At 74.2% G+C, this 11,341-nt stretch carries 14 protein-coding genes; 6 read left to right on the top strand and 8 right to left on the bottom strand.

Annotated elements, in window-relative coordinates:
• The first annotated feature begins 185 nt into the window (after positions 1-185).
• The 4 genes from AC07FY_RS24760 to AC07FY_RS24745 all read left to right on the top strand — a co-directional run bounded on the left by AC07FY_RS24760 (position 186) and on the right by AC07FY_RS24745 (position 2,955).
• The gene (locus tag AC07FY_RS24760; RefSeq protein ID WP_479009823.1) at positions 186-1,766 is read left to right on the top strand and encodes an FAD-dependent monooxygenase; all 1,581 of its coding nucleotides are present in this window, start codon (positions 186-188) and stop codon (positions 1,764-1,766) included.
• Positions 1,767-1,799: 33 nt separating this feature from the next.
• Positions 1,800-1,886, top strand: a complete 87-nt coding sequence (locus AC07FY_RS24755) for a putative leader peptide (RefSeq protein WP_311318651.1) — start codon at positions 1,800-1,802, stop codon at positions 1,884-1,886.
• A 77-nt stretch (positions 1,887-1,963) separates the two neighbouring features.
• Positions 1,964-2,545, top strand: coding sequence for a cupin domain-containing protein (locus AC07FY_RS24750; RefSeq protein WP_479009820.1), 582 nt, complete (start codon positions 1,964-1,966; stop codon positions 2,543-2,545).
• Positions 2,536-2,955, top strand: a complete 420-nt coding sequence (locus tag AC07FY_RS24745) for a rhodanese-like domain-containing protein (RefSeq protein WP_479010013.1) — start codon at positions 2,536-2,538, stop codon at positions 2,953-2,955. The genes AC07FY_RS24750 and AC07FY_RS24745 overlap by 10 nt, the downstream gene beginning before the upstream one ends.
• 223 nt (positions 2,956-3,178) lie before the next feature.
• On the opposite strand, the gene recX is transcribed toward AC07FY_RS24745, so the two are convergent.
• On the bottom strand, positions 3,179-3,733 hold the full coding sequence (gene recX / locus AC07FY_RS24740; RefSeq protein WP_479009817.1) for a recombination regulator RecX: 555 nt from the start codon (positions 3,731-3,733) through the stop codon (positions 3,179-3,181).
• Positions 3,734-3,736: 3 nt separating this feature from the next.
• Positions 3,737-4,849, bottom strand: a complete 1,113-nt coding sequence (gene recA, locus AC07FY_RS24735) for a recombinase RecA (protein ID WP_479009814.1) — start codon at positions 4,847-4,849, stop codon at positions 3,737-3,739.
• A 214-nt stretch (positions 4,850-5,063) separates the two neighbouring features.
• On the opposite strand from recA, the gene AC07FY_RS24730 reads away from it, so the two are divergent.
• The gene (locus AC07FY_RS24730; protein WP_479009812.1) at positions 5,064-5,819 is read left to right on the top strand and encodes a Clp protease N-terminal domain-containing protein; all 756 of its coding nucleotides are present in this window, start codon (positions 5,064-5,066) and stop codon (positions 5,817-5,819) included.
• Here AC07FY_RS24730 and AC07FY_RS24725 read toward each other — a convergent pair.
• Positions 5,773-7,299: an AI-2E family transporter gene (locus AC07FY_RS24725; RefSeq protein WP_479009809.1), complete on the bottom strand. Its 1,527-nt coding sequence runs from the start codon at positions 7,297-7,299 to the stop codon at positions 5,773-5,775. The two genes, AC07FY_RS24730 and AC07FY_RS24725, sit on opposite strands and share 47 nt — an antisense overlap.
• An 86-nt stretch (positions 7,300-7,385) precedes the next feature.
• The gene (locus tag AC07FY_RS24720) at positions 7,386-7,580 is read right to left on the bottom strand and encodes a DUF3046 domain-containing protein (RefSeq protein WP_479009806.1); all 195 of its coding nucleotides are present in this window, start codon (positions 7,578-7,580) and stop codon (positions 7,386-7,388) included.
• Between the two features lie 80 nt (positions 7,581-7,660).
• Here AC07FY_RS24720 and AC07FY_RS24715 point away from each other — a divergent pair, with 80 nt between their 5' ends.
• Positions 7,661-8,614 (top strand): hypothetical protein, encoded by a 954-nt coding sequence (locus AC07FY_RS24715; protein WP_479009803.1) that lies wholly within the window; start codon positions 7,661-7,663, stop codon positions 8,612-8,614.
• Here the strand turns inward: AC07FY_RS24715 and AC07FY_RS24710 are convergent.
• The 4 genes from AC07FY_RS24710 to AC07FY_RS24695 all read right to left on the bottom strand — a co-directional run bounded on the left by AC07FY_RS24710 (position 8,583) and on the right by AC07FY_RS24695 (position 11,277).
• Positions 8,583-8,891 (bottom strand): AzlD domain-containing protein, encoded by a 309-nt coding sequence (locus AC07FY_RS24710; RefSeq protein WP_479009800.1) that lies wholly within the window; start codon positions 8,889-8,891, stop codon positions 8,583-8,585. The two genes, AC07FY_RS24715 and AC07FY_RS24710, sit on opposite strands and share 32 nt — an antisense overlap.
• Positions 8,888-9,598: an AzlC family ABC transporter permease gene (locus AC07FY_RS24705; RefSeq protein WP_479009797.1), complete on the bottom strand. Its 711-nt coding sequence runs from the start codon at positions 9,596-9,598 to the stop codon at positions 8,888-8,890. Before AC07FY_RS24705 ends, AC07FY_RS24710 begins: the two co-directional genes overlap by 4 nt.
• A 128-nt stretch (positions 9,599-9,726) precedes the next feature.
• Entirely contained in the window at positions 9,727-10,401 is a 675-nt protein-coding gene (locus AC07FY_RS24700) for a class I SAM-dependent methyltransferase (RefSeq protein ID WP_479009794.1), read from the bottom strand.
• A 30-nt stretch (positions 10,402-10,431) separates the two neighbouring features.
• Positions 10,432-11,277: an AraC family transcriptional regulator gene (locus tag AC07FY_RS24695; RefSeq protein ID WP_479009791.1), complete on the bottom strand. Its 846-nt coding sequence runs from the start codon at positions 11,275-11,277 to the stop codon at positions 10,432-10,434.
• Between the last annotated feature and the right edge of the window lie 64 nt (positions 11,278-11,341).

Raw genomic sequence — 11,341 nt, 5'->3', positions numbered from 1 at the left:
GGGAACGCAGCCGGCTAGGGCGGTTGGGTTTTTTTTTTTTTTTTTTTTTTTTTTTTTTTTTTTTCCCCCCCCCCCCCCCCCCCCCCCACCACACGGCGTTGTACGTACCGGCGTCACTTGACGCAGGCATCTCCAGTGGGTTGCATACGTTCTGTGATCACATACCGGACATCGGGAGCCGCACCATGGACCCGGTGATCGTCGTCGGCGCGGGGCCCGTCGGACTGTCCCTGTCCCTCGCCCTGGCCGGCCAGGGCGTGCCCTGCGTCGTGCTCGACGAAGGCCCCGGCAAGGACGAACCGCGCCCCGCCCGCACCGTCGTCCTGCACGCCGACACGGCGGCCATGGCGCACCGGCTGGGCTGCAGGACGCTGCGCGACGAGGGGGCGTACTTCGCCGCCTGGCGCACCATGCGGCGCAACCGTCCCGCCCAGCGGATCACCTTCGACGACGGCCCGGCCCCGCTGCACCTGCCGCAGCACGCCCTGGCGCGCGGGCTGCGGGACGCCGCGGGCGCGCACCCACTCGTGCAGCTGGTCACCAACAGCCGGCTCGACGCCCTGGAGCAGGACCCCCGCAGGGTCACCGCGCACACCCGGGGAGCCGAGACCACGTGGTTCCGCGGCAGCTACCTGGTCGGCTGCGACGGCGCCCGGTCCACCGTGCGCAAACTGCTCGGCATCCGCTTCCCGGGCCGCACCGCCGTGGAACGGCACGCCGTGGCCGCCCTGCGCACCGAACTGCCCTGGCCCGGGGAGGCGTTGCTGCACCGCAGTCCGCCGCAGGAGGTCACCTCCCGGCCGCTGCGCGACGGGGTGTGGCGGCTGGACTGGCTGCTCCCGTCCCGAGGTGAGCTGGTCACCCCCGACGCGCTGGTGACGCTCGTCCGGGACACCCTCGCGGTGTGGTGCGGGGGGACGACTCCCCCCTACGAGCTCCTCGACACCGGCGTGCACACGCTGCACCACCGCCTCGCGCGGCGCTGGCGCGACGGCCGCGCCTTCCTCGCCGGGGACGCCGCCCATCTGCTGGGCGCCCTCGGCACCCAGGGCGTCGAGGAGGGGCTCCGCGACGCGGAGAACCTCGCGTGGAAGCTGTCCCTGGCCTGGCACCAGGGAGCCTCCGAGGCACTGCTCGACAGTTACGAGGGCGAGCGGCGCACCGCGGTCGCCGCCCGGCTGCGCGCCGCCGACCAGGCGATGCCCGCGCTGCGGACCGCGGGATCGCTGCGCACCCTCCTCCCCGGCTCCGCGCGGTCCGCCGAGTCCCTCCTGGCCGACGGCCATCTGGGGCGGGGGCCGCTGGGCGCGGCGCCGGCGTACGCCCCGCCGATGGCCGTACGGGAGGTTCCGACGGCCACGGAACCGGGCGGTCCGGTGGCGAACGTACCGGTGACCGCCCCGGACGGGTCCACCGTGCCGCTGCGCGACCTGCTGGGGCACGGCCGGCTGCTGGTGGTACTGGTCGCGCCGGGCACCGGTGTCTGGGACCGGCGGCACTGGCTGGGCGCCGGGCTGATGCCCCGCCTGGCGGCCGCGGTGAGCGCGCTGCCCGTCCGTACCGATCTGCTCGTCGCGGACCGCTATCCGGGGGCCCCGGCGCACACCGTTCTGCTGGTCCGGCCGGACGGGCATCTGGCGGCGACCTTCGCGGGGGTGCGGCCGGCGGAGCTGTACGAGGCGGCGGACGCGGTCCGGGCGGGGGCGCCCGCCTCGCGGGTGCCGGCGCCTTCCACCGCCACGCCGCCGAGCGTGGTGATCGATTGACCGGCTCGCCGCGCTCGTGGTTCACTCGCGGTCATGACCGGCAATGACGTACGCCTGTGGCGGAGGGTCCATATGGACCTGCTCCGCTACGCGGGCTGCGTGTGTCGACCTTCCTGCTGATTCGCCCTTCTCCCCCGCGCGCCCCGTGCCGGTACCGGCCTGCGCGCCTTCCGCGGACCCAGGAACGGTCCTCCGCCATGTCTGCACCCTCCGCGCGCTCCACGCTGTCCGCACCGGCATCCGCGCCCGCATCCGTACCCGCACCCGCATTCCCGCCCGCGTCCGCCGACGGTCCGACGGCCGCCGAACTCCTCCACTTCGCCCTGCGCACCGCCGCCGACCCCGGGATCGTCTCCTCGCTGCCGCTCGACCCCGAAGGTCGCACCTGGATCCGGCTGGACGGGCCGGCCGGCAGCGAGGCGTGGCTGATCGGCTGGCCGCCGGGGGCGGGAACCGGCTGGCACGATCACGCCGAGTCGCGGGGTGCGTTCGCCACCGCCCGGGGCCGGCTCACCGAGCACTCGCTGGCCGTACGCCTGCCCGCGGAGGGCTGGCGGTCGCTGGAGCTCGCTGAGGGGGTGGACCGGAGCCGCAGCCTGGGCGCCGGGGACGGGCGGGCCTTCGGGGAGCACCACGTCCACGAGGTCCTCAACGAGGCGGCCGAGCACGCGGTGTCGGTGCACGCCTACTACCCGCCGCTGCCGCTGATCCGGCGCTACAGCCGCAGCGGTGCGGTGCTCAGCCTGGAGCACGTCGAGCGTCCGGCGGACTGGCAGTGAGCGCCCCGACCGGTATCGACGAGCTGCTGGAGCGGGTCCGGTCCGGCTACACCCGGCTCGACCCCCGCGAGGCGTACGCGGCTTTCCGCACCGGAGCGCTGCTGGTGGACATCCGCTACCAAGCCCTGCGGGACCGCGACGGTCTGATCCCGGGCGCGCTGGTGGTGGAGCGCAACGAACTGGAGTGGCGTCTGGATCCGCAGGGCAGCCACCGGGCTCCCGAGGCCGACAGCCATGACCTGCTGGTGGTGGTGGTCTGCAACGAGGGCTATGCCTCCAGCCTCGCCGTGGCCTCCCTGCACGCCCTGGGCCTCCACCGCGCGACGGACCTGACCGGCGGCTTCCAGGCCTGGAGGTCGGCGGGCCTGCCGGTGACCGCTCCGCCGGCGCCGCCTGCTGCCACGTCCTGACGGGCGGCGCCGAGCCCGGTTCCTCCGGCGCGAGGGCTCGGGGGCGGCCGCCCGGCCGCTCCCGGGACCCGGCCCGGCCCAGCCCAGCCCAGCCCAGCCCAGCCCAGCCCAGCCCAGCCCAGCCGGGATGCTCCACTACCCGAGGACTCCCCTATCCGGGACTCGACCACCCGGGGACTCGGCCACCCCGGGACTCGACGACCCCGGGACTCGACGACCCTGGTTACTCCAGGTCCTCTGTGTCCTCGCCCTCCGCCTCCAGTGCGCGGCGGACGACCCGCAGGGCCATGCCCTCCGGGTATCCCTTGCGGGCGAGCATCCCGGCGAGGCGCCGGATCCGCTTGTCGCGCTCCAGACCGCGGGTGGCGCGGAGCTTGCGCTCCACGAGTTCCCGGGCGGTCTCCTCCTCCTGGTCGGAGTCCAGTTGTTCCAGGGCCTCCGCCACGAGGGTGGCGTGCACCCCCTTGGTGCGCAGCTCCTGCGCGAGGGCGCGGCGGGCCAGGCCCCGGCCGCGGTGCCGGGACTCGACCCAGGCCCCGGCGAAGGCGGCGTCGTCGATCAGGCCCACCTCCTCATACCGGGAGAGGACCTGCTGCGACACCTCCTCGGGGATGCCCCGCTTGTGCAGGGCGTCCGCCAGCTGGCGCCGCGTCCGCGGGCTCCCCGTGAGCAGGCGCAGGCAGATCGCCCGCGCCTGCTCCTCGGGGCTCTGGGGCGGCAGTTCCTGGCGGCCCTCACGGCCGCCCCGGTCCCTGCCGCCCGTCTCCTGCTCCCGCACGGGTCAGCTCTTGGCCACGGCGGCCTTGGCCGTCGTCTTCGCCTTCGCCGCGGGGGCGGGCACGGCCGCGGCCGCGTCGGGCGCGGCACCGGCGGCCGCGTCGGGCGCGACGGCGTCCTTGCGGACACCCACGCCCAGCTTCTCCTTGATCTTCCGCTCGATCTCGTTGGCGAGATCGGGGTTGTCCTTCAGGAAGTTGCGGGCGTTCTCCTTGCCCTGGCCGAGCTGGTCGCCCTCGTACGTGTACCAGGCGCCGGCCTTGCGGACGAAGCCGTGCTCCACGCCCATGTCGATCAAGCCGCCCTCACGGCTGATGCCCTGGCCGTAGAGAATGTCGAACTCGGCCTGCTTGAACGGCGGCGCGACCTTGTTCTTGACGACCTTGACGCGGGTGCGGTTGCCCACCGCGTCCGTACCGTCCTTCAGCGTCTCGATGCGGCGGATGTCGAGGCGCACGGAGGCGTAGAACTTCAGCGCGCGGCCACCGGTGGTGGTCTCCGGCGAGCCGAACATCACGCCGATCTTCTCGCGGAGCTGGTTGATGAAGATCGCGGTGGTCTTGGACTGGTTGAGCGCACCGGTGATCTTCCGGAGCGCCTGGCTCATCAGGCGGGCCTGCAGACCCACGTGCGAGTCGCCCATCTCACCCTCGATCTCGGCGCGGGGCACCAGGGCCGCCACGGAGTCGATGACGATCAGGTCGAGGGCACCGGAGCGGACGAGCATGTCCACGATCTCCAGCGCCTGCTCGCCGGTGTCCGGCTGCGACAGGATGAGGTTGTCGGTGTCGACGCCGAGGGCCTTCGCGTACTCGGGGTCGAGCGCGTGCTCGGCGTCCACGAAGGCGACGGTGCCGCCGGCCTTCTGCGCGTTGGCCACCGCGTGCAGGGTCAGGGTCGTCTTACCGGAGGACTCCGGTCCGTACACCTCGATCACGCGGCCGCGGGGCAGCCCGCCGACGCCGAGGGCGATGTCCAGCGCGGTCGACCCGGTGGGGATGACCTCGATGGGGTCGTTCGGCTTGTCGCCGAGGCGCATGACCGCACCCTTGCCGAATTGCCGTTCAATCTGTGCGAGCGCGGCGTCGAGAGCCTTCTCGCGGTCGGTGCCTGCCATGGGTTCCACCCGGTTTGCTTGAGTCGATCGCTTCACGCCATTGACGCTAATGCCTGCCACTGACAATGCGCCTCCACGACCGGTTCGGCTGTGGATAACCCATCAGAATGGATGTTCGATTTCCATGTCAAGCGCACCACGCCGGGCTCCGCGCCGAGCCCGATTGACAACCACCGGTTGACACTCGGCGGACTGTCAACCTAGGGTTGCCTCCATGACGAACCCTTCCGTGGAACCCGTTCGCATGACCAACCCGGTCCGCCTCGACGACCTGATCGAGGCCATCAAGAAGGTCCACACGGACACCCTGGAGCAGCTCAGCGGCGCCGTGGTCGCCGCCGAGGCCCTGGGTGACGTGGCCGACCACCTCATCGGCCACTTCGTGGACCAGGCCCGCCGCTCCGGGGCCTCCTGGACCGACATCGGCCGCAGCATGGGCGTCACCCGCCAGGCCGCGCAGAAGCGCTTCGTGCCCAAGCCCGACAAGGAGGGCGACGCCGCTCTCGACCCCCAGCAGGGCTTCGGCCGGTTCACCCCGCGCGCCCGCAACGTCGTCGTGGTCTCGCAGAACGAGGCCCGCGCCGCCGGCAACACCGAGATCCGCACCGAGCACCTGGTCCTCGGCCTGCTCGCCGAGCCCGACGGACTGGCGGCGCACGCCCTGACCGCCCAGGGGGTCGCGGCGGACACCGTACGCGCCGCGGCGACCGCCGCCCTGCCCCCGGCGGCGGGGGACGTCCCCGACCTCATCCCCTTCGACGCGTCCGCCAAGAAGGCCCTGGAGCTCACCTTCCGCGAGGCCCTGCGGCTGGGCCACGGCTACGTCGGCACCGAGCACCTCCTGCTCGCGCTCCTGGAGCTGGAGCACGGCGAGGGGCTGCTGAGCGGCCTCGGTGTCTCCAAGGACGCCGTCGAGGCCAGCGTCACCGAAGCCTTGGCAGCCGTACTCGGCGACGGGGGCGGGCAGTAGAGGCGTCGGCGTCCCGCGTCAGCTCGTACTTCTTCACGTACGCGCCGAGGAACGCCTGCAGCGTGGCGATGGCCGGGATCGCGATGAGCGCCCCGACCGCGCCGAGCAGGGCGGTGCCCGCGACGACCGATCCGAAGGCGACCGCCGGATGGATGTCCACGGTCTTCGAGGTCAGCTTCGGCTGCAGGACGTAGTTCTCGAACTGCTGGTAGACCACCACGAATCCGAGGACGTACAGCGCGTACCAGGGGTCGACGGCGAAGGCGATCAGGACCGGCAGCGCACCCGCGAGATACGTGCCGATGGTGGGGATGAACTGGGAGACCAGCCCCACCCACACGGCCAGCGCGGGCGCGTAGGGCACGTTGAGGATCTCCAGCAGGACGTAGTGCGCGAGACCGGAGATCAGTGCCATCAGCCCGCGCGAGTAGAGGTAGCCGCCCGTCTTGGTGACGGCGATCTCCCAGGCGCGCAGCACCTCGGACTGCTTCGAGGGCGGCAGGACGGAGCACAGCGCGCGCCGCAGCCGCGGCCCGTCGGCGGCGAAGTAGAAGGAGAACAGCGCGATCGTCAGCAGCTTGAAGAGTCCGCCGAGTACGGTGGCGGACACGTCGAGCACTCCGGTCGCGCTGTTCTGCACGTACTTGCGCAGCCAGTCGGAACGCAGCAGGCTGTCCTGGATCTCCAGCCGGGACAGATCCGTGTGGAACGTGGTGTTGATCGAGTCGATCACCCGGTCGAGGTAGCCGGGGAAGCCCTCCACCATCGCGACGATCTGCCCGGCGAGCATCGAGCCGAGCAGCGTGAGGAAGCCCGCGCTCACGACCAGGACCGCGAGGAACACCAGGAAGGTGGCGAGCCCCCGGCGCATGCCGCGGGCCGCCATCCGGGACACGGCGGGCTCGATCGCGAGCGCGAGGAAGAACGCGATCAGGATGTTGACGAGCAGCCCGATCAACTGGTGGAAGGCCCAGCTGCCGAGCTGGAAGCAGGCGACGAGGGCCAGTACGAGCACGACGGCGCGCGGCAGCCAGCGCGGCATCCGTGCCTCGTCCCAGCCCGGGTCGGCCGGATCCGGAGGCGTGCCCGCCCCCGCGCCCCCGGTCTGCGGGGCGGCTTTCCCGCTCGGGGTGGCTTGCCCGGCGCGGTCGCCGGACCCGGGATGCCCGGCGGACCCCGCGGGCCCGGGCGCGGCGGTCCCGGTCGGCTCGGCGGTCCCGGTCGGCTCGGCGGTCCCGGTCGGCTCGGCGGACGCAACCGTTCCGGCGGACGCGGGCGTACCGGCGGACGCAGGCGCCCCGACGGTAACGGTTTCGGGCGCCACCGCCTGTTCGGGCGCTCCCGCGTATCCGGGGTCTTCGTCGGGGCCGGCGGGCCACGCCCCGGAGGCGGCGGGCGAGGCGGGGCCGGCCGGTCGCGGCCGGGTCACGCCGTGCTCGTCTGCGGGCTGGTCGGGTGTCGTCTCATCACTGGCTGCCACAGCGTCAAGTCTCGCCCACCGGGGGCCCACGCCACGAAGCGGTGCCTCGCCGGCCCCCCGCGGACACCGCCCCGGCCCGGCCGCCGTCAGCGCAGCGAGGCCGGGACGTCCATCGCCGCGCACACCGCGCGCCACACGTCCTTGGTCTCCCAGCCCGCCTCCAGCGCCTGGTGGACCGTCCGGCCGCCCAGCTCCGCCATGACGTGGTCCCGCGCGAAGGAGTCGGCGTACTCCGCTCCGAAGTGCTCGGCCATCCGCTCCCAGAAAATCGTCAACCGCATGCCTCCAGTATCCCGCCCCGGGAGAGTGCACCGGCCGCGATCCGCCTTCCCGCCGGGCCACCGCGCCCTACCGTGCACGCATGCCTGACGAAGCTTCCCCGCTGAGCCCGCAGGCCCGCGCCGAGCCGTTCATCTGGCTGACGGCGCGGGTCCTGGAGCAGCGGCGGTTCGCGTTCCACTTCCTCGGAGGGGACGCCGACGCGGTGGACACCGCCCTCGGCTCCTACCTCAACGGCGACGGCGGCTACGGGCACGCGCTCGATCCGGACGTGCGCGGTCCGCTCAGCCAGCCGCTGCACACCGCGCACGCGCTGCACGTCCTGGACGGCCTGGGCCGCTGCGCCGGGCAGCGCATCGAGCGGCTCTGCCGTCACCTGACCGGGGTGTCCACGCCGGAGGGCGCCCTTCCGGTGGTGTCCCCGATGCCCCGCGGCCATCCGGCGGCCCCGTACCACCCGGTGTCCGACGACCCGCGGGGCGAGCTGCTGACCACGGGGCCGGTCGTCGGGCTGCTGCACCGCAACCGGGTCTGGCACGCCTGGCTGTTCCGGGCCACGGACTTCTGCTGGGACCGGATCGAGCACATGCGCCTGCCGCACCCCTACGAGGTCCAGAGCGCGGTGGCCTTCCTCGACGGCGTGCCCGACCGGGCCCGCGCCACGGCGGCCGCCGACCGGCTCGGGCGGCTGGTGCGCGAGCGGGGCCTCGTGGTCCTGGACCCCTGGCGCCGCTCGCAGCACCCGCTGTTCCCCGGGTGCGCGCCGGGCGAACACCTGTACGCGTACGACGTCGCCCGGCGGCCCGAGTCACTGGCCCGCGGCTGGTTCACCGACCGGGAGATAAGCCGGGCGCTGGACTTCCTGGGCACCGAGCAGCAGGCGGACGGCGGCTGGCCGGTGCGCCGCCGGGCCTGGGCTCCGGGCAGCTCCCTCGAGCGGCGGCCGATCGCCACGCTGGAGGCGCTGCTCACACTGCGCGCGTACGGGCGCCTGCCGGCCGGGGTCAGGCCCCGAGGGCCCGTACCCCCGCGGTGACGGCGACGGCGACCCCGACCACGAGCAGGAAGGGCGCGCGCAGCAGCAGGGCCAGGGCGGCGGCCGCGAGCCCGGCGGCGCGGGCGTCGACCACGAGCGCGCTGCCCGTGCCGAAGGTCTGCTGGGCGGTGAGCGCCGCGAGCAGCGCCACGGGCAGCAGGGCGGCGAGCCTGCGGACGATCGGCCGTTCCAGGGCTCCCGCGGGGACGAGCAGCCCGGCGAGCTTGACCGCGTAGCAGCCGAGGACGGTCAGCCCGATGGCGATCCAGACGGTCACGAGCGGCGTCCCTTCATCCACAGCACGGCGGGCGCGGCCAGCGCGGCGACCAGGACGGGGACCCCGGCGGGCAGCACCGGCAGGAATCCCAGCCCGAGGACGACGGCGAGGGCGGCGACGGCCCGCTCGGTGCCCGTCGTGAGCATCGGCGCGAGGAGGGCGAGGAACACGGCGGGCCCGGCCGCGTCGAGCCCCCAGGCGGCGGTGTCCCCGATGGCCTCGGCCCCGAGCGCGCCGAGCAGGGTGGTGAGGTTCCACAGGACGTAGAGCGTGAGCCCGGTGACGGTGAAACCGAGCCGGGCGGACCTGCGGTCCGGCTGCGCCAGGGCGACGGCGGTGGTCTCGTCGATGACCCAGTGCGCGGCGAGCGGCCGCACGGCACGCGGCAGCGCGAGCAGTTGGGACAGGCGCAGGCCGTAGAAGGCGTTGCGCGTGCCGAGGAAGAAGGCCCCGGCGGCGGCGGTGAACGGATTGCCTCCTGCCGCGAGCGCCCCGACCAGGGCGAACTGCGCGGCTCCGGTGAAGACGAGCAGGCTGAGCACGCAGGCCTGGGCCACGCTGACACCCGCTCCGGCGGCGGTCACGCCGAACGCGAAGCCGGACAGTCCGACGGCCACCCCCACCCCCAGCGCGTCGCGTACGACGGCGGCGCGCGGGCGCCCCGGCGGCTCCGCCGGAGTCCCCCGCGTCCCTGCCCCTGTGACCATGCTCTGTTCTCCCACGGGCCGGACGCTATGCCGGGCCCGACCGGCCGGTCTTGTACGTTCTTGCGGCTGTCGGGCCACTTACGCCGCGCGGTCGCTCCGCCTCCGTGCGCCGGGCCCACCGCCGCCCGTCAGGGAGCGGCGGGGCGGCGGGCCAGCAGGTGGGCGTCGAGGAAGCCCCGCTCGGAGGCCGGGTCGTGCAGCAGCCGGGCGAACGGGTGGAGCCCCGCCCCGGCCAGCAGCTCGGCGAGCCGGTCCACCGGCCAGCTGTAGGCCGGGGCCACCTTGTGGTCGAAACGGACCGGACCGGTCGCCTCGGTCCCGAAGAACGAGACGAGCAGCAGTCCGCCGGGGGCGAGGACGCGCACCTGCTCGGCGAGGAGCGCGGGCAGTTCCGCGGGCGGGGTGTGGATCGTCGAGTAGTGGGCCAGCACGCCGCCGAGGGCGCTGTCCCGGACCGGCAGGGCCTCCATCCGCGCCTCCTCGAACCGCAGTGCGGGATGGGCGCGGCGGGCGTGGGCGACCATGGCCGGGGAGAGGTCGAGCCCGAAGGCGTCCAGCCCCAGGTCGTGCAGCAGGGCCGTCAGGTGTCCGGGCCCGCACCCCACGTCAGCCGCCCGCGGGTTGCCCGTCGCGCGCACCAGCTCGGCGAAGGTGCCGATCATGGCCCGCGCGAACGGCTGCGTCTCCAGCCGGCCGGCGAACATCGACGCGTACAGCTCGACGATGCCGTCGTAGGCCGCCCTGGTCAGGTCCTGGTGATCGGGCTGGTGCTCCGCCCCGTGCTCCGCCTTGTGCTCCGCCACGGTGACGAAGGTACCCGCGCGCACCCGGATTCAGGCCCGGCCGGCGGCCGTCCGCTCCCGCCGGTACGCGCCCGGGGGGACGCCGACGATGCGCGTGAAGTGCCGGTTCAGGTGCGGCTGGTCGGTGAAGCCGACGGCGAGGGCCGCCTCCGCGGGCGGGGCGCCCCCGTCGAGCAGGCGCCGCGCCCGCCGGACCCGCGCGTCGGTCAGCCAGGTGTGCGGGGGCATCCCGAACCGCTCCCGGAAGGACCTCAGCAGGGCGAACGGGCTCGTCCCCAGCTCGGCCGCGAGGCGCTCCAGCGACGGCGGATCGGCCATCCGCTCCTCCAGGACGGCCCGGGCCCGCTCGGCGTCGCCGGCGCCCGCGCGGCGGACCGTGCGGACGGGCAGCGGGCCCGCGTGGCGGCTGAGCATCCGGGCCACCGCACCGCGCAGCAGCGTGTCGGCGGCCAGTGCGTTGCCGGCCTCGGCGGCCCGGTGGACCTCGGCGATGACCCGCGAGCCCTGCGCGTCGGCGACCAGGTCGGCGGTGAAGCCGGGCGTCCCGCGCAGCGTGCCGATCTCGTCGGCGACCTCCGCGATCAGGGCTCGGGAGGGGTAGAGCGTGGCGTACGCCCAGCCCTCGGGCACCCCGGCCCGCGCGGTGTGCGCGACCTCCGGGTTGATCAGGACGACGCTGCCGGGGCCGGCCCGCACGGTGCCGCCGGGAAGACCGATCTCCTCGACGCCGCCGGTGACGGCCGCGATCACATAGCCGTCGTGGGCGTGCCGGGGGAAGGTGTGCCGTACGTAGCGGGCGCGCAGCAGGTCGAGCCCGGGCAGCTGCGGGTACCTCCAGTGCCGGGCCCACTCCCCGCGCCCCTCGTCCGTCCCCATCACCCCATTCTGCGCCTGGCCGGGCGGGGGTGTTCGCGCAGGTCCGCCCCGTTGTCGGTGCCGG

The organism is Streptomyces sp. NPDC045967, assembly GCF_056430495.1.
The sequence above is the reverse complement of the archived record's forward strand: the minus strand, read 5'-3'. Positions and strand labels throughout refer to the sequence as shown.